General features: G+C 30.6%; 13 protein-coding genes. 1 reads left to right on the forward strand and 12 read right to left on the reverse strand.

Features of this window, described 5'->3' with window-relative positions; translation table 11 throughout:
- Window positions 1-2 precede the first annotated feature (2 nt).
- The 4 genes from SB679_RS20755 to SB679_RS20770 all read right to left on the reverse strand — a co-directional run bounded on the left by SB679_RS20755 (window position 3) and on the right by SB679_RS20770 (window position 3,503).
- Window positions 3-1,472 carry an ATP-binding protein gene (locus tag SB679_RS20755; protein ID WP_410704218.1) on the reverse strand — a complete coding sequence of 490 codons (1,470 nt, stop codon included), beginning with the start codon at window positions 1,470-1,472 and terminating at the stop codon, window positions 3-5.
- 346 nt (window positions 1,473-1,818) lie between these two features.
- Entirely contained in the window at window positions 1,819-2,319 is a 501-nt protein-coding gene (locus SB679_RS20760; RefSeq protein ID WP_410704219.1) for a GNAT family N-acetyltransferase, read from the reverse strand.
- Window positions 2,320-2,350: 31 nt separating this feature from the next.
- Window positions 2,351-2,842, reverse strand: a complete 492-nt coding sequence (locus tag SB679_RS20765; RefSeq protein WP_410704220.1) for a GNAT family N-acetyltransferase — start codon at window positions 2,840-2,842, stop codon at window positions 2,351-2,353.
- Window positions 2,843-3,191: 349 nt separating this feature from the next.
- Window positions 3,192-3,503, reverse strand: coding sequence for a hypothetical protein (locus tag SB679_RS20770; protein WP_410704221.1), 312 nt, complete (start codon window positions 3,501-3,503; stop codon window positions 3,192-3,194).
- A 419-nt stretch (window positions 3,504-3,922) separates the two neighbouring features.
- Between SB679_RS20770 and SB679_RS20775 the strand changes: the two genes are divergently transcribed.
- Entirely contained in the window at window positions 3,923-5,929 is a 2,007-nt protein-coding gene (locus SB679_RS20775) for a peptidoglycan D,D-transpeptidase FtsI family protein (RefSeq protein WP_410704222.1), read from the forward strand.
- 479 nt (window positions 5,930-6,408) lie between these two features.
- Here the strand turns inward: SB679_RS20775 and SB679_RS20780 are convergent, their stop codons facing one another.
- The 8 genes from SB679_RS20780 to SB679_RS20815 form a co-directional block, all read right to left on the reverse strand.
- Window positions 6,409-8,316 carry an alpha/beta fold hydrolase gene (locus tag SB679_RS20780; protein WP_410704223.1) on the reverse strand — a complete coding sequence of 636 codons (1,908 nt, stop codon included), beginning with the start codon at window positions 8,314-8,316 and terminating at the stop codon, window positions 6,409-6,411.
- Window positions 8,317-8,961, reverse strand: a complete 645-nt coding sequence (locus SB679_RS20785) for a 4'-phosphopantetheinyl transferase family protein (RefSeq protein ID WP_410704224.1) — start codon at window positions 8,959-8,961, stop codon at window positions 8,317-8,319.
- Window positions 8,961-13,412: an amino acid adenylation domain-containing protein gene (locus SB679_RS20790; RefSeq protein ID WP_410704225.1), complete on the reverse strand. Its 4,452-nt coding sequence runs from the start codon at window positions 13,410-13,412 to the stop codon at window positions 8,961-8,963. The genes SB679_RS20785 and SB679_RS20790 overlap by 1 nt, the downstream gene beginning before the upstream one ends.
- 14 nt (window positions 13,413-13,426) lie before the next feature.
- Window positions 13,427-15,049: an ATP-binding cassette domain-containing protein gene (locus SB679_RS20795; RefSeq protein ID WP_410704226.1), complete on the reverse strand. Its 1,623-nt coding sequence runs from the start codon at window positions 15,047-15,049 to the stop codon at window positions 13,427-13,429.
- 81 nt (window positions 15,050-15,130) lie between these two features.
- Window positions 15,131-15,547, reverse strand: coding sequence for a 6-pyruvoyl trahydropterin synthase family protein (locus SB679_RS20800; protein ID WP_410704227.1), 417 nt, complete (start codon window positions 15,545-15,547; stop codon window positions 15,131-15,133).
- A gap of 18 nt (window positions 15,548-15,565) precedes the next feature.
- Window positions 15,566-16,273: an SDR family oxidoreductase gene (locus tag SB679_RS20805; RefSeq protein WP_410704228.1), complete on the reverse strand. Its 708-nt coding sequence runs from the start codon at window positions 16,271-16,273 to the stop codon at window positions 15,566-15,568.
- A gap of 176 nt (window positions 16,274-16,449) precedes the next feature.
- Window positions 16,450-17,148 carry a thioesterase II family protein gene (locus SB679_RS20810; RefSeq protein WP_410704229.1) on the reverse strand — a complete coding sequence of 233 codons (699 nt, stop codon included), beginning with the start codon at window positions 17,146-17,148 and terminating at the stop codon, window positions 16,450-16,452.
- A 199-nt stretch (window positions 17,149-17,347) separates the two neighbouring features.
- A complete protein-coding gene (locus SB679_RS20815; RefSeq protein WP_410704230.1) occupies window positions 17,348-21,754 on the reverse strand; it encodes an amino acid adenylation domain-containing protein in 4,407 nt (1,468 codons plus the stop codon).
- Window positions 21,755-21,761: the final 7 nt, after the last annotated feature.

The raw sequence follows: 21,761 nt of genomic DNA on the forward strand, positions 1-21,761 counted from the left end.
AATTAGTTTAATGGTAAGGTAAAATAAAATGTAGACCCTTCACCTACGATACTGGATAGACCTATGGTCCCGTGATGTTGTTTGATAATTTCGGAACAGATATACAGCCCTATTCCCATACCCTGAAATTGTAAAGATGATTCTTCTACCCGGTAAAATTTACGGAATACGGCATCTTGTTTAAAATCCGGGATCCCAATTCCGAAGTCGGTGATACTTACCTTCACTTCATCTTCATCTGCAAATGTTGTTACAATAACCTGGTTATTCTCAGGTGAATATTTAATTGCATTCGTTAGAAAGTTGATCAGAACCTGTTCTATGCGTATTTCATCGAAAGGGATAAGAAGATCCGGTACTACCGCATGGTGCTGGATTCTGACTTTATTTTCTTCGTGGGTCTGCAGGATGGTTTCGATGGCATTATCGATCACCTTTTCAATGTTGGTAGGCTTTTTATTGATCTTTAGTTTGCCGTTTTCTATTTTGGAAACATCCAGTAAATCGGTAATTAAAACATTCAGTTTTTCAATCTGATCCTGCACCTTTGTTACGTAGTTTCCTTCTGCGCTGTCTTTATCTAGTTTCAGTTTACGGTCCAGCAGCTGCATATAAGCTTTAATACTTGTAAGGGGTGTTTTCAGTTCGTGGCTGGCAATACTCAGGAATTCGTCCTTTTCTTTTTCCACCTTCTTTTGATCATCAATATCCGTAAAGGTTCCTACCCAATTTTTAACAATATCACCCTCGTAAACAGGAGACATTCTTAGTAAATGGTACCGGTAATCACCAGTTTCAATATTTTTGATCCGGGCCTCCAATTCCAGGGCTTTACCTTTCTTTCTGCATCGTTCAAATTCGTCTCTGATATTAAGATCATCGGGATGAGCTTCAGGAAAGTCCTTATCGGTAGCTGAATATTGGTACCATCTGCCATTCACAAAATCTACGATGCCTTCTTCGTTTAAAGTAAACGCTATTTGCGGCAGCCCTTCCAGCATTAAATGAAAATGGTCAATTTCAGACTTCATGGTTACCTGAGATTCTCTTCGCCCCTGTACTTCCAGTTCTAAACTTTGCTGAGTTTTTTTCATTGCAAGACTTTGTTCCTGCAAATTGTAGAATGTTTTGACTTTGAGTAAAAGAATTTCCGGATCTACCGGTTTGGTTACATAATCCATCCCCCCGGATGCATATCCGCGCGTGATGAATCTTTTTTCGGTATTTACCGCAGATAAAAATATAATGGGTATTTCTTTCGTCTTACTATAGCCTGCAAACGTTTCTGCAACCTCAAATCCATCCATACCAGGCATTTGAACATCTAAAATAATCAATGCATAATTATTTTTTAATGCTTTACCCAGTGCTTCTTCACCAGAATTAGCTGTATCAACAGGAAAATCTTTGGATTCTAATAATTTCTTTAACGAATAAATATTGTTCTGGTTATCATCAACAATTAAGACCATAAAACGTAAAATAATCTAGTGAATAGTTCATACTTCCTTAAGACATCAAAAATACTGACAAAATTCCAAAAAACGGATTATTTATTCAATATTATTAATCATAAAAGAATATAATGCAATAAAAAATACTAGTAACTATTTTATTCACCGAAATCAATTTAAAACAATGATTATTTAATCGAAATAAGTGCAAATATTTGCCAATACAATCTTTAATGATCACTGCAAAGTATTCAGCCCAAGATCACATATCCGCCATTCTTATATTTCTCAGTTTGTTTCACCAAGTTTCATTCCCAGAAACAAATCTGTTGAAATAAATTCCGAAAAAATTAAAGTTTATACGTTATTTATTTGGGTTGAATTCAAATTCAATCTCATCATTTTCCAACAATACCGTTCTCCTGAAATTAAGCCGTTCAAGAAGCTGAATTGCTTTTGTATTCTGCTGGCTGGTTGCCGCCCAAACCCTTTGTAATCCAATGTTTTTCAATCCAAAATCAATGGCTAACGACATCGCAGCAGTCATGTATCCTTTCCCATAATACTGAGGCAACATTACACATCCTAATTCCCCATTTCCGTTATCAAATCCACGGTAGTAGCCACAAGTACCTACAACTTTTTGGGTTGTATTATCTATAATCGCCCAATGAATTGAATTTCCATTGGTGTAATCTTTATTAATTTTAGACTGCATTTCCGCTGCCTGCTCTACTGTTTCCGCCTGAATGGCATCGTAGAATGAAATTTCAATCAGATCCTGAAGATCTGAGTCAAGAATTTGTCTGAGAGGCACTCCTTCCCCAGTTACCGTTGGAAAACTATCATATTGAGGTAACGTCATAGTAGTTTTAAAATGTTTGCACCTAAACAAATCATTGAATAGCTTTTTCATAACAGTTGAATATCCCCTTGCGAAAAGTCACTGTTCCTACAAATTCATATCCTTTTTTCAGATAGACTAAATTGGCCGTTTCATTAAGAGAGAATGCATCTAACCGAATTGAGTGATAGTTATTCTCAGATGCATACTGTTCTGCGTATTTTATCATGATACTGGAAACTCCCTTTCCCTGGGCTGACGGGCTAACAAACAGACGGTGGATAATAAGAAAAGGTGACGAGTACTTCCAGCTCAAAAGATTGTATTCCTCATCACAGAACTCATTCAAAACCATATAAGATAAGATGTCTCCATTTTCAACAGATACCCATCCTACCTGAGATTCAATATCCCTTTTAAGTATTTCCTTATTGGGATATTCTGCATCCCATTGATCAATGTTATTGTTGTGCATATCCGCTTTTACAGCTTCTAATACTTTTTCGATTTGAACCAAATCAGCGGGTACTGCTTTTCTTATCATAGATTGTCAGGTAACTTAATTAATATTATCCTATTTGTATCAGCTAATTTAGTGAATAATTAAATGCTCACCATTCATATCCAGTCATTATCAAAACAAAAGCAGGATGTATAGCAATACAGCTATTCCATAAAAAAGCTGGTGTATTTCTACGCCAGCTTTATCATTCATCTAAAAAACCTACATTAAAATAATAGGTCTCTTCGAAAAAGCATTTGTTTTACGCTCTGCTGTATGTTGAGGGAACATCATCTGTGAATTTAGAATCTAAATTATGCGTTGAAAAGTCAGAGAGTAAAACAGTGCCATCAATTATTTACAGCCAGAAATCATTATCAATTTTGTTTAATTACCTGCTGTATCGCCATATAAAATACCATGTATTCAGAATTTGAAAAAGAATAAACGAAGGAAGAATATAGGGATATTGCTCAAGAGGTTTCAGCATATCACCGTGGCCTAGCATGAGTGGTAAATCCATAATATTAAATACCACAATAACTATAAGCAAGTTTTTGTTGCCTTTAAAATACCACCAACAAAATATTCCATACATCAGCTCGAGTACAAAATTCAAAAGAGGATGATCAATAATCCCCCACCCCCAAACAGGAGTTTCTGAAAATGGTGAAAGGCGGATATCTTTTTCGTGAAATATCATATCAATAATAATGTGCGAGAAAACACCGATTGAAAATGCAATAGCCAGCTTCCGATTATTATAGAGGCCATTTTTTGTAATGCCGTCTCAAAAATATAACTAATTGTTTTAAGTGAACTTATAAATCATCAATGGAAATTAAACAGAATTACAGTAATATCGTACAAAATTTTGATAACCTGCAGGAAACATAAAATTGTTTAGTCTCTAAAGTTTACGGGATTTATTACTATTTTTTGCATTTTGAATATATCCAAAAATGCAGTTGAAAGCAATCGTCTGATTATGATTATAATTGGTCAACAAGAGTAAACTTTTAGAAATAAAATGTAAATTTGTATCACGATTAATTATTAAAAATGTATTTTTCTTAGAACGAGGCATTATGCTTCATAATTTATACAATTTAAAAAAAAGATTTGAATACGCGTTATCTAAAAATTTTTTCCGCCCTTGTTATTATCGCATTTATTTTTGTTGCAAGGTTAGCTTATTTGCAGTTATTTACTGACCGATATGCATTGAATGCAGCTAATACTTCCATAAAAACCGAATACGTTATTCCTCAACGTGGTGTTATTTTTGACCGTAATGGGAAAATCATGGTGGGAAATCAACCTGCTTATGAAATTTCTTTCACACAGGCTCTAATGAAACCTGATTTTGATACTTTGTCTTTTTGTAGCTTAATGAACATCGACAAAAAAGATTTTATCAAAAGAATCAATCTGATTAAAGGTGAGAAATATTATTCAAAACTGACTCCGATGACTTTCATCAAAGATCTTAGCAGAGAAGAAGTTGCCAGAGTTCAGGAAATAATATTTAAATATCCCGCTTTCACTATTGTTCAGCGTCCACAAAGACAATATGAGGTTTCCACATCCGGAAATCTTTTGGGTTACACAAGTGAAGTTAACGACAAAGAAATCAAAAAGGATTCTATCTATTATCTTCCGGGTGACCTCATCGGAAAAACGGGGATTGAAAAATCCTATGAAAAGGAGCTTCGTGGAATTAAAGGGATAAAATACATTCAGAAAGATATTAGACTTAGAAATGTAGGACCATATAAAAATGGAACATTAGACCGTGACGTGGTTACAGGAAAAGACATTACCTTAACCATTGATTACGATCTACAAAGAATTGCTGAAGAAATGCTCGTCAACAAACATGGTGCTATCATTGCTATTGATCCAAATAATGGTGAAATTTTAGTTTCAGCTACCGGGCCAGATATTGATCCAAATCTCTTTACCGGACCTAATAAATCTAAAAATTTATATGCTCTTTCAAAAGATACGATTTACGAAAACAAACCTACTTTTGATCGATCTTTACAAGCGGGTTATCCGCCAGGTTCAACATTTAAGCTACTGACTGGTTTAGCTGCAATGCAAATGGGTGTGATAGATGAGAATACAGTTTTCCCTTGTGGTGGTGGTTTCAATTACAGAGGATTAAGGATTAAAGGCCATGGAGGGGCAGATCCATTAATCCCGTCAATTCAGGTTTCCAGTAACTGTTTTTTTTCTTATACTTATTTAGCAATCATCAATAAATATCCCGGAAATCCTTCAAAAGGAGTTGATGAATGGAAAGCAATCATGAGTAGCTTTGGTGTAGGTGAATTCTTAAATAATGATTTTGCTGTAGGCGCAAAAGGAAGAATCCCGTCTGGAGAATTTTATGAAAAAAGAATGAAGTCCATTCTGAAAGCAAGCGGGTCAAAAAAAGATTATAAAAACTGGGATGCTTTGGCAACAGGAGCCATATTCAACGGAATGGGTCAAGGTGATGTAATGGTAACCCCTTTGCAATTGGCAAATTATGTTTCTGCGATAGCAAATAAAGGCTGGTACTACACACCTCATATTGTGAAATTGATTGACGGAAAGGCCAATCCTGATCCGAGATTTAAAAAGAAACACCAAACTTTAGTTAATCCAAAGCATTTTGAACCAATTCTTAAAGGTATGGAAGCTGTGATTTTAAGGGGAACCGCAAGAGGATTAAGATCAAATGATTTTACGCAATTGGCTAAAACCGGAACAGCACAGGTTCCACAGGGAAAAGATAACTCAATTTTCGTTTTAATTGCTCCTGCTGATAAACCTAAAATAGTTGTTGCAGCTGTTATGGAACATGCGGGTGTAGGAGCCGCATGGGCAGGCCCTGCTTGTACCCTGATTGCAGAAAAATATATCACTGGCGACTTGAAACGAGAGCAATTATATAAAAAAATGGTGACCTCTAGTTTTATGCCAGAGTATAAAAGGCAATGGGAGGTAGACCTTAAAAGAAAAGGATTATATAAACAAATAAAACCTGACTCCGCTAAATTAAAAAAAATACAGGATAGTCTGAATTCTATAAAACAAAAAAAGGAAAAATTAATAAAAAATAGTGCGGTTAAAAAATAAAATCTTCAGAAAAAAAATGGTTAATATAGGTTTGGGAGACTATCGGATTTAGCTTATTCATTATTGTAAATGTATATAAATTAGCCCTATAAGCACTATTTCTATTCTTATTGATTTTAATATCTATCTCATTTTTTTTAAACACTACTTTTAGTGGTTTTTAATGATCTTCATAGTTATTCCTATTACTTCAATCAAATTATTAAAATTTCTTATATATGGAAATTTTTACTCGGTAGCTATATACTCTAAATGTATATATTCAAATGCCTTTCTGATATTATGAAAAACGTTTATTCATATCACAATTTAAACTTTCGATAGCCATTTTTTGAGGTTTCTGATTACTTAAATAAGCAAATGTCTATAAAGATATTTTCAGATTCCCAGCTTTATTTTAGCAAGATCAACGCATTACCGTTGATCTTGCTAAAACTAAATTTTTATATTATAAATCATCCATTTGCAACCGTTTTTAGCTACAACACACAACTGATCAAATAATAATGAATGATTCCAATAGATAAAAATATAATAACATATAAAGGAATATTGTTTTTAAATACTTTAATTAATGTAATAATGAAAGTAATGATAGAAAATATTATTGATACTTTATATACTAAAAACACAAACTTCCATTTTGACGGCAACCCAAATGCCAATAAATAAAAATTATCGTTAAGAACACTATTAATTCCAAGTCCTAAAGAAATAGTAAATAATAATAATGCTAATGAAGTTAAAAACAATCCAAGAATAGCTAAGTCTGATTTCTTCTTTTTAGAAATAATAATACTTAAACTTCCTATAAACACTACTAGAACGACTAATAAAGATATTATCAAGGGAATAAAATAGTACCATTGTTTTGAACTAATATCTCCTGTCATTTTAACAACGCCTTTGTTTAAGGTAATGTCTGTTTTAAAAGCTACATCCTTCTTATTAAAATATTGCTTTAAAGAATCTGTTATTGGTTTATTTTCGACAAAATTTCTAATTATATTGGCTCCTGAATAGGTATATCCTAAACCATGACCATAAATATACCCATTAATAATCTGAACATTTTTATTGAAATTTTGAGATGTTTCATTTGCAAAATATGTAGGTGTTATCGGATCAAATCCTCCTGAAAGTATCAATACTTTAAATGCATTGTCATTTTTTAATGACATCCTATTTTCTGATGTGGAAGTTTGGCCCTCATTCCATTTACTACATACATTAAAGTCTGATCGGTAAAAAGATAATCCTCCCTTCAATTTTTTAAATTTTAACGAAATTGAATCATATTTCTGCAAATTGTTATAAGGGATAACTTCATTACATGTAAAACAAAAATAGTTTCCGTAATTCAACGATAGTGCTCCTGAAAAGGCCTGAACTAATCCTGCCAATGTAGCGGTATTTTTTGCTTTAAATTGATAAATCAGTAATGGTAATACTTCCACCAATTTTTTGTCATAAAATGATTGTTGTATTGCTATTTTATAATCCTCACTATTGTAAGTAAACTTTCCTGAAGAAACAATCGACTTGTCTACTTCTACAGTAATAGGTGCCTTTTCTAATTCAGAAATATTATTGTAGTAAACTTCTTCCAGATTTGGATATTCTTTATTACACTTTGAATCTTCCTGACAGCTTTTAAAAAGTTTACCTAAGCTTAACATATAGTTTTGAGTATTATTAGTATAGTACTCTGAAATATTAGGTATGGAAGAATCTAATGTTAGTGTTTGAATATCATTTGGAAAAATTTTAGCATAGTTCTGACTAATGTATGTTCCGTAGGAAACTCCATAAACATTCCATTTTGCAATTTTCAAAGCATTTTTTAAAGCATGTAAATCACTTGCTACAGATATGCTACTGTATGAATTTAAATCTATTCCTTGATTAATCATATCTTGTTTACATTCAAACGAAACCTGAACTTTATCTTTTACATCTTGTTCGTCAGTCTGGTTTTTAGATAATATTTCAAAAAACTTTTTGCCTAAATCAGGACATAATCTTGGTGTTGAAAATCCTGTCCCTCTCAAATCCACTAATATAATATCATGATTCTTTCTCAAAGGATTATCTGCCCAAAACATGGTTTCTTCAATCGTATTTCCACCAGGCCCTCCCTGAATGAACACAATAGGTTCTTGTTTTGATTTTGTCTTTGATTTTAATCGGGCAACCGCAAGAGAAATTTTTCTTTCATTTATTTTGTCCCAATTTTCAGGTACTGAAAAACGATACCAATCTATATTATCCTTTTTTAATTCTTTTGAGTCAGGAAAATACGATTTCACTTTTTCCAGTTTTGTTTGAGCACTTAAAACAATCGAAATAAACAGTGCTATAAGGGTTAAAAGACGAAAATTTCTCATTTATAATTTGTTCATATTTATTTGTTCTATATCAATTTTTTGTTGTCGAATATCTTTGTTTGCAGCTATACAGCATTGATATTCTTCATGTATAAAAATTTCTTTTAAATAAAATTTTTCATTTTCGATTACGGCTTGATTTTGAAAAATCTCAAAGGATTGCAATGGGATTAATAATCCTTTTCCATGAGCCTTAATAACAGCTTCTTTTTCTGTCCAATATTTAAAAAAACTTCTGACATGGTCTTTCGAAAAGTGTACTTTATCAAATTCGTTCAGGGTCATTTGAAATTTAAAGTCCATGTATTTTGTTTTATGGTCTAGATATTCTATATCAATTCCTAGGGGAAAATCCCCCATACAACAAACTACTAAATTTCCTGCATGTGATATATTAAAGTGTAAATCCTGATTTACTACAAATGGTTTATGATTTGATTCACGACCTATTTCAAAATCTTTTAAATGAAAGTAGTGATTTAAACCATATTTCAACAGTACTCTTCCTACCAAAGATAATTGAGCATCTTGCCATCTTCTATATTTTAGGATTTTTGCATTGAACTCTTCAGAACAAATTGAAGAATATCTATTTAATAAATATTGATGTTTCTCCTCTTCTATGAAAGTATATAAAATTATCATCAGAAATTAAAATCAATGTCTAAAGAATTTTTCATTTGTGTTTCCTGGACTGTAGATAAATCAGCTCCTTCAATAACTTTATTTGCATATTCATAAACCCAATCGATTAATAATAATAGCTTTTCCCAAAAGAGATTAATGAAATTCTCATCCGTAATTTCACTATATTCTACTTCGCATTTTAATTCATTTGATTCAAAGAAATTGAACACGATCGGAAATCTTGATTGTGTAGAATGTATCTTTTGTTTTTTTAATATAAATGAACCAAAGTCTATACGTTCTTTTGATAGTGTATCTGAATGTTGGTATATAACTAAAAAATCAGTAAATTCATTAAGATTACCCATAAATGGCAGATTTATATTCTCTTCTAATGTAATTAACGAATTGTGATTCATTTTTGCCAAAGACTCAAAATCAGAATTTTTACTTACAAGTAGACTTACAGGTAAGGTCTTTACAAACATTCCCACCGCCTCTTCCAGTTGCTCATTATTCCTACCACTAAAAACAGTTCCCAAACAAATTGAATCTTGCTGATATATTTTATGAAGTACAATACTGAGTAAGGTAAGAATAGAGGAAAATACCGTCGTTTTATTTTTATTTGAAATTTTTTTTAATTTATAATAATGGTCTACGGATAATTGAAAGGTATTACTGCGGGTAATTCCTTGTATTTCATTATTCCCGAAAATTTTTGTTTTTACACTCGGGTCTACATGAAATTTAGGTACATCCGTTTTTGGGTTATTCATTTGAGCCTGTTGCCATTCAGAATAATCTTTGAACTTAAGATTATTAACAGTTTCTACAGTTTCATTATTATAAATCCTTATAAGTTTGTTCAATAAAATTTCCAAAGAAATTCCATCAACAATAATATGATGAGTAAGAAGAATTAATTCTTTTTTGTTTTTAACGTTAATGATGGCTGCTTTAAGAAGCAAGTCTGTTTCTAAATTAAATACTTGAGAGACGTATTTATTCTTAATTGTAGATGAAATTTCCGTTTCATTTGCATCAAAAACATCTAATCTGAAATTTTTTATTTTTCCAATTGTCTGGAATATTTTCCCACCTTTTTCTATAAAGTTACTTCTTAATATTTCATTTTCTAAAATGATTTTTTGAATAGATTTTTCCATTAAAATCATATCAAAATTTCCTTCTATTTCAAAAATAGAATACATATTATAGGCGTTTAAAAAATTTCCTTTTTGAGAGTCTAACCAAATTTTCATCTGATCAAAAGTTAATGCATAAAAATCTTTTTCTTCTGCTTTAGGAATAATTATTTTTTCTTTAGGACTATCTGTAATTACTTTCACCAAAGACTCTATGGTTTGATTCTGAAAAATATATTTTAATGATATCTCTTTATTTAATTCTTTGGAAATACTATTGATTATTTTCCCTGCCACCAAACTGTGTCCTCCCAATTCGAAAAAGTTATCCGTGATTCCTAATTTCTCTATTCCAAGCGTTTTCTGCCAAATTTCTACAAGCTTCCTTTCTATTTCATTTCTCGAAGCCACATATTCTCTCTTAATGATGTCTTCGCTTGTAACGTCTGGCAATCCCTTTCGATCAATCTTACCATTTGGTGTCAAGGGAATATTTTCTAGCTCAACAAAGAAGCTGGGAATCATATATTCCGGCAACTTATTTTGAAGGTATTCTCTTACATCTACTTTGTTGATCTTATTTTGTTTCACCACCTCGTTGTGGCTTGTATTTGTTATGTTTGTAATATAATAAGCAACTAATACTTTTTCTTCATTTACTTCTATAGCATCCACAATTGCTTGTTTGATGCTAAAATGTTCCATGAGTTTAGTCTCTATCTCATGCAATTCTATTCGAAAACCTCTCACTTTAACTTGAAAATCATTCCTACCTAAAAATTCTATCTCTCCTTCTTCATTCCATTTTCCTAAATCTCCGGTTTCATACATTTTAGCGTTATTATTTTCCATTGTTGAAAATGGATTGTCAGTGAATTTTTCTTTGGTAAGGGATTCGCTTTTGTAATAGCCTTTTGCTAATCCGTCTCCTGCAATAAAGATTCTCCCAACAGTATTTTGTGGTAGTAGATTAAGTTGTTTATCTACAATATAGATTTGAGTATTGTTAATCGGATTTCCTATATTGGAAGCATCTGATGATTTTTCTAGTTGTTTTATACTAGACCATATGGTAGTTTCAGTTGGCCCATACATATTCCATACTTCTTTGCTATGGGTAATGAGCTTTTCTGCTAAAGATTCGTTCAGACTGTCTCCCCCACAAAGTATTTTTAGGTCTTTACTTCCACTCCAGCCCGCATTGAATAACATTTGGTAGAAGCTTGGAGTTGCCTGAATGATGGTAGGTTTTATTTGTTCTAACTGCTCTTTTAGAAACTCAACATTGTTTAGTGTATCTCTACTCGCTATAAATACGCTTGCTCCTGATATTAATGGTGCTAAAAATTCTAAAATAGAAATATCGAAAGAGTAAGTGGTAACTGAGTATAGAATATCATGAGCCTGAACTTTTGGTTTGGTTTGAATACTGATTAAAAAGTTGGCTAATGCCTGATGTCCTATTTCTACCCCTTTTGGACTTCCGGTAGATCCTGAGGTATAAATAATGTAAGCAGTATCGTTAGGAGTAACTTTAAGGTTAGAATTAATTATTGAGGCAGATCCAAGCTCCAGGAATTTGTCTTTGCTAATAAAATGTACTTTCCTTTGATTATCATTATTTGTTACTTCAAATTTCTGTAAAAATGCATCTTCAGTTATGATAACTGATACCTGACTGTGATTGATAATATATTCAATTCTTTCTTTCGGAAGCATAGGATCAATCGGGATATAGTATTTTCCCGCTTTGAAAATGCCTAAAAGAAATATAATAAGCTCAACTGAGCGATTAATCAATATTCCCACAGGCTCACTACCTTCTCCAAAATTATAAGTTAAATATTTTGCTACTCTGTCTGATTCTTCTTTTATTTGTTCGTAGGTCAATATTCTTTTGGAATCACGTACGGCCATATTATCAGGAGTTTTTTCTACTTGCTCCTCAAAAAGCTGTATGATGGTTTTATCGCTTGGGTAATCCATCTTTGTATCATTGAACTCTACAAGCAACTGGTTGCGCTCCTCAGGTGTAAGGAAGTTTAAATTTTTTATTTTTTGATCAGGATTATTCAAAACTTCCCCCATAAGAATTAGAAAGTGTTCTGTAATCTTACAAATAATTTCTTCTGTAAAGTAATTCAGATTATAATCAAAATCTATTTTTACATCTTTTGTTTCATCAAATTCTCTTATGTATAATGCAAGTGCTACTCTTTCTGATTCATGGCTCAAAGGAACTACTTTAGTAATTGTATTATTAAAATGAGATGAATAGTCCTGCTTTTCATAAGACAATGTGATATTGAATATTCTTTCTTTTTGATTAAATCCTCCCAACTCTTTTACCAATTGTCCCAAAGGAAAACGCTGATGACGATAGTCTTGTTTGAGCTGGTTTTTAATTTTTCCAATTAATTCGGTAAATGTTTCGTCACCATCAGGTGATAACAATAAAGAATTGACTCCCATGAATAGGCCCACAGTCTTTTTGAACTTAGCACCATATCTATTTAAAACAGGCAACCCTATCGAAACTGATTCATTCTGTGATTTTTTTCCCAAATAAACATATAAAATAGCCAATATAATATGGAACGTGCTCGATTTTGTTACCAGAGCCAACTCTGTTAGATCATTATAAACAATTCTCTTTATAATAAGTTCCTTTCTGGAGCTTACGTTAATTGTTTTCGAAGAGTCAAGCTTTTGGAATAAATTTTCGGGTAACGTTTTGAATTTTTCTGCCCAATACTGTTGATCAATATTAAATTCTTCTGAATTGAAATACCCCCTATCTTCACTGACAAAATTCTCATAAGAATACGGATATTCAGAAACAATTTTTCCATTTTCTAAAATCTCATTATAGTTTTTCACCAAACGGGTGAACATCAATGAAGTACCCCATCCATCCGTTATTATGTGGTGATACACAGAAAACAGATAATGAAATTTCTCACTAACTTTTATAAGAACAAAACGGTATAAGAATTTATCTTTTTCAATATTAAAAGATTTTTTAAATTCTTTTTGCATGAATTCCAATACCGATTTTTCACTATCTTTTTTATTCGAAAAGTCAATACATTCAAGTGGCCGGATTTTATTTGAAATCAACATTTGGGCTTCCTCCATATCTCCTTGTAAAAAGCACCTATAGGCGTCATGCTGCTGTATTAAAGCAATATAACTTTGTTCAAATAATTCTTTATTTAAATAGCCATGTATAGAAATTCTTGCACCAATATTGTAAATAGGTTCATCAGGAAATAAAAGCTGTTCAAAATAAATATCTTGTTGAGGAAGTGTAAGTCTCATTTTTTATCTGAAAATTATAACATGGATAAATTAAAATCAGAATCAATTTTTATGTCACGAACAATTTGACCATAATCAAACTTAATAATTCTGTCTGCCTGCTTAAAATAGGCATCATCGTGAGTTACAGCAATTATTGTTTTACCTTCTTTTTTAAATTTTGGAATTAGAACTTCGTAGAAATATTTTCTGAAATGCGGATCCTGATCTGCTGCCCATTCATCTAAAACTAAAATTGGTTTCTCTTCTAGTAGCGCAAATATCAAAGACATTCTCTTGCTTTGCCCTTTTGAAAAATTACGTCTTGCTGATTCTTCTTTACTATCTTCAACCACTTCCTGCATTTCCATTATTTCCAACAAAGATTGGTATTGCGAATTATTTTCTAACCGGTAATTATCATAATTGTTAGAGAAAACATAATTATCTGTGAATACCGGAGATACCTGATGCTGTAAAGTTTTTTTTGAATTCAAGATTTCATCGTTCAGGCTAATTTCTCCTCCCTTATAATCATATAACCCTGTTAATATATTGATAAAAGTACTTTTGCCACTTCCATTGCCTCCTACAACAAAAATAACTTCTCCCTTTTGAACATTAAAGTTAATTTTATCTAAAGCAAAGGATTGTTCACCAGAGGAATTTTCATATTGAAACGAAATATTTTTTAAATTTAATGACTGAAAGTCATCATTCATATCCTTTTCATTCTCAACAATTTCCGATTCTTCAAGAAAGTCTTTTAAAAAGTTATTGATTCTTCGGTTAGCAACAGAAAACCTTGTATAGATATTCTGCATATTAATCAAATTACTGATTGGTCCTGTAATAAACAAAAGAATAACAACATAAGAAACAACATCTTCTTTTGGAAGTAAATTAAACTTTGGCAAAACAAACAATATTGCACCAATTATCAAGTATAAACCATACTGACTAATAAGATTAATTGATAGAAAAACATAGTTGATATTATAATCCAATGCTTTTGCCTGGTCACGGTTTGGAAATAAATTTTTAGACAATAGATTTTGGGAAAGTATCGAATTTATCTTAAGATTTTTAAATCCTTTTATTACATCATTTACATAATTGTAATAATGTTCATTGAACTTTCTTAAAACAGCGATTCTATCATTCATCATATTGATCACCATAAAATAAATCACTGCAATAATTAATATTAACCCTAAAATTGTTAATCCTGCATATAAAGACAAACTAAACATATATAACAAACAAAGCAATAACATCAGCAATGAATTTATCGTATGGGTTATTATTTCAGGTAAAGAAGAGAATATCCTTAGATCTTCTATCGCTGTATAAAATCTTTGAGTTCCATATTTTTCTAATACGATTAATCTTGTCTTTAATATCCTCTTAAAAATATTTTTCTCATTTTCATACAATATATCGTAGGAATACTGATTAAGTTTCTTTTGAAAAATAATATTTAGTAAATAGGTAAAAATAATAATAACTAAGAAGCTCCAGCCTAAATAGGGCTCCTCATAGCTTTTATTACCCGATATAACATTATTAATAATAAATACAATACCAAAACTTAATACGGTATTAGGAAGTGCAAATAGGATTAAAAAAAATATATTTCTTACTGAAATTTTTAACATTATTATTTATATAGATTTCAAAACAGTTTCTAAAGCGCTTCAAATTATTGAAACTAAATTACTATTTACTTTTAGCCATTGTTAGTGTTCTCCTTCATTTATTTCAGCAAAATTATTTTCCGTTTCATATAGTATTACTGATAAAATAAGTTCTTGGGCTATTTCTTTTCGGAGTTTATCATATATAACTTTTAATATATTTTCTAATGTTGGATTCAAAGTTTGAAATTCGAGAATCTCTATATTTAGATTTTTATGATCAAAATAATTAATAATTTTGTCATCTATTATTTTTTTAAGCTCGTTTAAATCAATAACATATCCTGATTCTTCACAAATTTGGCCTAGTACTGATACAAAAAGAGTATAGTTATGCCCATGGTAATGGGGATTATTACATTTTCCAAAAAAAATTTTATTCTTTTCTTCTGACCAATTATTGTTGTGGAGTCTATGCGCTGCATTAAAAGTCGCCTTTCTTGATACTTTAACTTTCATTGTTATTTAATTATTTTCTTATGGTGTTGATATAGCAATAGGAATTATTTTTCCATTAAATAAATTTCTGTAATTCTGCGAAAAATTGCAGATAAATTGAGCAATTTCTTCACTTGATACGGAAGCATGATACGATGGAAAAGCCGCTCTAAACATCTCTGTATCTACTGATCCCAGTGATAAACAATTACAATGGATATTATCATCCATAAATTCTTCAGCTAAACATTCTGTTAAGTTTACAAGTGCTGCTTTACTCGAAGAATAAGAAGATAATCCAGAAAATTTTTGTGTTCTTTCAATTCCTCCCATGCTACTAATATTAATTATATGTGCAGATTTACTATTTTTTAGTTTAGGATATAACAATCTAATTAAATTGACAGGGGCTAAAAAATTGATATCGAATGTAGTTATCCAATCCTCTTGTGTTAAATCTATAAATTTTTTATTTATTAATATTCCTGCATTATTAATAAAAATATCCACAAATTCAATGTTTTCTAATATATCCAATAAATTCTGGTTTTCGATATGTGATGTAGTTATATCATACTGAATAATCTTAATTTCATTATTATACTTTTCATAGCATACTTTTTTTAAATCATTTAATTTATTAATATTTCTAGAAATTGCTATGATTTTATTTTCTTTGTTTTTACTAAACTCCAGAACTGTATCATAGCCAATACCTTTGCTAGCGCCTGTTACTATTATATTCATATTATGTAATGTTAAAATTAGAAAGAAAAGTTATTCTTTCATAATTGTTTCGGGATGTTACAAGAAATTCTCTTTGCTTTTGCGACTGTTCTATATTCATTCTCTCTTTAAAACTTCAGTAGAGGGGATAAGTGTTAAAGATATTGTATCAGTAAATCTTATAGAATGATAAAAAATTAATTGTTAATTAAAGTATTACTTTTAATTAAACTTTTAAAATATTCAATGAAATAATCTACATGATTAAATATAAAAAAATGGTTCCCCTCCATACTTTTTATTACAACTTGCTGGTTACTTTCATTTTCCCATTCCGTTATTTCAAATTCAGTGGCATTTTCTTTGGTTCCGAAAAACACATCAATCGGTATATCCAGTTTCTCTGTTATTATATGATTATAACTATAAACAACTTCAAAATCTGCCTTTAAAATTGGGATATAAAACTCCATAAGTTCAGAATGTTCCTTCAATTCGTCAGGAATTCCCCCCAATTTAATTACTTCTTGCCAGAATAAGTCATCAGATAAATCAGATATTATTTTCCCTATTTTACTAGAAGGAGCCCTCCTACCACTTACTATTAGTTTTAATGGTTTTTTTGCTTTCAATTGCTGTAACCTTTGACAAATGACATATCCTACCAAAGCTCCCATGCTGTGCCCATAAATAACATACTCCTGACAATTCCTAATTTCTTCAATAACTTTTGGAAGTAAGTCCTCTACAAGCGTATCAATATTAGTTATTAATTTTTCATTGAATCGACTTCCTCTTCCAGGGTATTCTAAAACAACAAAATCAGTAATACCTTTAGAAAGTTTTGTGAAAGAATATTTATTTCCCCCTGCAAAAACCAGTGCTATTATTTTCATTTTATTTAAAAAAGTTTGTAAATATATAATTTAAAATCATATTGATTATTTCTTAATACTTCTAATAGGTGTATTCCCAATTTTCAAGAGTATTAATTTCTTTTGGGTTATCCTTATATAAACATAATTTTAGACCTGAAAAACTAATGTACACTCACTAATTTATTTATGTATTTTCAAGTCTAAAATCATGAATTTCTTATAACTGATGTATTATCCTATTTTTTGTAGATAATAATTTAATATTTTTTTCAAAGGAATCCATTAATTCAGTTATGAGCCTTTCACTATATTGTTTTTGGTTAAATTCCACTGTAATTCCAAGCTGATTATTCGTAATACGGGTTGTCATCATAATGTCAAATCTTTGCTTTCTATTTTGACTTATATGATACTTATTTACATCTTCAATTATATATTCAAAATCTCCATCAGAAGAATTAAATCTTCCTTGATGATTCAATAAGATATTAGGTTGTAATCCATTAACTAAATTATTATCATAATGATTATTCAAATATTTTAACATGCCATATCCAATTCCTTTATCTGGTATATTGTTAAAATCCATACATACTTTTTCAGCTATATCTTCTATATTATCAGATATTGAAGTGTCAATAACGAATGGATACATACAGGTAAACCATCCTATACTTCTACTTATATTAAGATTTGTAAATGGTTCATCTCTACCTATACCATAAATATTCAATCCTATTTTATTTAATTTAAAAATATTTTTAACTGCAGCTCCAAAAGCAGGAAGTATAATATTCTTTAAATCGCCGTCTATTTTTATTTTCGGAAGCTCTATTTCACTTCTTATAAATACAGAATCATAATTGAAACACGTATTTTCTATCTGGTCCTTTGGTAGGTTTTCTACATTTGTTTTTGCAGCATCTTTCCAATATTGGGATGTCAGAGAGAACTCATCAGTATTGGAATAATGATATAACTGATCTACCCAGTCTTTATAAGAATCTGTTTTTGAAGACAATTCAAGAGCTTGGTTTCGTTTTAACTGTAAATAAAGGGTTTCTATATCTTCCAATAATATTCCCCAGGAATAAGCATCACATATTAAATGGTGCATACTTATAAATATCTTGTCACAATCTTCAAACTTGAATAAACCTATTTTGATTAATAACCCTTCTTCTAAAGTGATACTTTGCTGGATTAATAGCATTTTATCATAATAAGAGGATTCATTTACAGAAAATGGATGCTGGGAATAGTCAAAAACTTCGACGTCAGTACCCAAAGGAGATGCTATAATATATTGTCTTATTTCATTATTGCTGTCTAATCTGAATACAGCCCTTAGCTGATCATGATGTTCTACAATCTTTGTAAATATCTTTTTTATATCTTTTTCATCTACTTTATTAAAAACCTTCAATACCATTGACTGATTAAAGTAATGAGAATCAACACTTTCTCTAGAAAAGAATTCTTTTTGAATTGGTGACAACCTTAATTCTCCTTCAATTGCTGTTTGAGTAACAGAATCGGTATTTAATGAATGAATAGAAGAGAGCTTCGCTATAGTGGGGTTGGAAAATAGCTCATTAACTGGGAAATGATATCCTTTTTTTCCAAGCTGTGCCAAAAGTTGTAATACTTTTATTGAATCCATGCCTAAGTCATAAAAACTGTCATGGATGCTAACTTTATCCAGTCCCTTTAATTCTTTGATAATAGTTGCTAATTCCAACTCTAGCTCATTTTGTGGATCTTCGTGTTTATTTTGGTTTTTTATTAAATTTTGTTGAACATCTGGAAGAGAATTTACATCTATTTTTCCGTTTATATTGATATTAAATCTTTTAGCTTTAACCAAATAGCTAGGTATCATAAACTCCGGCAGATATTTTTCTAATCTATATCGGAAGTCTTCTAAATTAAGATCAGTCTTTAGAATAAGGTAGGCAATAATTTGTCCTTCTACATTCCCTTTTTTACCAACGGTGACAAAACAGTCTGAAACTTCATCAATATTTAAAATAACTTTTCTTATTTCGTCTAATTCTACTCTATAACCTCTAATCTTAACCTGATTATCATTTCTACTTAAAAATTCAAGGGTATTATCATAGTTTAGCTTTCCTAAGTCACCTGTTTTATATAATCTGCAGTCGCTAAATGGGAGCTGAACAAAACTTTCATATGTTAACTCTTCTTTATTAATATATCCTCTTCCAACTCCATCTCCCCCAATATAGATTTCTCCGATTATTCCTGTAGGAACAGGTTTCTGCCGATCATTCAGTATATAAATAACAGTATTTTGAAGTGGATATCCAATAGGAGCATTTGCTGATTTTAATTTTGTATCTGGATCTATAACATAATATGTAGCATCGACACAACATTCCGTTGGACCATAGAGATTAACAATAGTAGTCTTTGGATATTTTTTATGTAATAAATTTACTGTTTTTGTTTGCAGCTGCTGCCCCCCGCACAAGAAGTATTTAATACCAATCTCCGGTAATGCTATGTTATCAATTAATAAAGCATCTAAATACATTGGAGTGATATCAGTAATATCAATTTTATTATCAACAAAATATTGAATTAAAGATGTTCCATCTCTTTTAATCTCGTCAGGAATTATATGCAAAGTATGTCCCAATAAAAGGGAGGAAAAAATTTGTTTAATTGAACCATCAAATGAAAAAGAAGCAATTAGACCTATATTTAATTCCTTTTCATTCTCCTGATAGATCACTTTATCCAAGCTATTAACAAGACTATGAAGATTTCTATGCTCAATCATTACTCCTTTTGGGTTTCCTGTGGAACCGGAAGTATAGATTACATAAACCATATCATGCACCTCGTTAATATCATTAATGGCATTAATTATATCATTCTCTTCTTTTAATAATTCATCAACAAATATCGGATTATCATTATATTTTTCATATGCTATTGGTAACTCACTACTTGTCAACAGCAGTATCTTTACACTACTATCTTTGAGCATATATTTAATTCTCTCTTCAGGATAAGACAGATCAATTGGTAAAAAGGCACCACCTGCTTTTATAATTCCAAGGATACTGACAATCATATTAAGAGAACGATCTCCTAAAATAGCTACAACATCATTGGCTATTACTCCTAATTTTCTTAGCTTAACAGCGATTTTATCAGCTTTATTATTCAGTTCACGATATGTTAACCATTTATTATCATAAACGACTGCTACTTTATCAGGGTTTAGATATACCTGTTGCAGAAAAAGAGCTGAAATTGTTGTGTACGAATCTGTACTCTTGAAGCTATCAATAATTAGTTCAGTATTTTCAATCCGGTCACTTTTAAAGCCGGACAAATCAGACAAAGATTTTGATAAATTGCTTAATGCGTACGTTAATAAATCAATATAATTTTCATGAAATTTATAAATTTCATCCTTTTTAAAAACATATTTGTTAAAAAAATAATTTAATTTTAAATCTTTATCAGACTCTATAAATCCTAGTTTTAATTTATAAAATTCATTATTGCAGTCAATATCTTTTATTTCAAAACTAATATCATTATTGACTAACTGATCACCGATATTAATGTATTCTGTAATTAAAGAATAGCTACTAAGTTCGTTATTAAGCTTGGGAGAAAATTCGGTCGGAGAGAAATAATCCTGTAAAGAAGAAGCTTCATCAATAAAGTTCTCTATATAAAGTATTAATTCTTTAAAATTAAAATCTTCAGGATTATTCAATCCAAAAGGTATTGTTTTAGATATCAGCCCATAAGTATGCTCTAACTCTTCGTGGGCTCTTTCTGATAATGTAAGTCCTATAAGTCCTTTAGTCTTTGAACTAAGATAATTCAATGTCAACAGTCCCGAAAGTAAAACTGAAAATGTACTACATTTCAGTTCCTTTGCTATATTTTCTATTGTTATTCTAGTTTGATCACTAATATCTACCGTAACTCTAGATGACTGGTTAAGATCTTTATAATTATTGAATAGGTGATCAAATGAATTATCATAATTATTGGTATTCCAAAAATAAATTGCGTCCTTTTCAGGATCTTCTTGCAGACTATCATGCCATCCTGCAAATTGTGGATATTGAATGACGTCTTCCAAAACATCATTTTCATCAATATAATGTAGAGAAATATCCTTCAAAAATGTAGTCATAGTGTATGAGTCCATAGAAATTGAAGGAACAATTATATACAGAAAATTCAAATGTTCTGAAATATTGAAAAGTATGGATTTTACCAAACAACCCCTACTATATTCTATGGGCTGTTTCTCTTCCAAAGATAAAATTCTGTTTATTTCCTGCAACTGATCTTCATCTGTTTTAATGGATGATAAATCGATTGTATGTAATTCTGTTTTTACAGCTTCGTTGACCTGCTGATATGGAAAAAGAATTCCGGGTTTTATAATATAGTTTGTAGATAATATATCATTGGATTGTATAGTATTATTTATACAATTTTCAAGTTTTTCTATATTTAATAGTCCTTTGATTTCTAATGCTCCTGTAGACCATAAGAATTTAGATGAGTTTTGCTGTAAAAGCCATATTCTCTGTTGTAAAGACGAAATGTTATATATACTCATAAATTAA

The organism is Chryseobacterium sp. SIMBA_029 (genome assembly GCF_046535275.1).
Classification (GTDB): domain Bacteria; phylum Bacteroidota; class Bacteroidia; order Flavobacteriales; family Weeksellaceae; genus Chryseobacterium.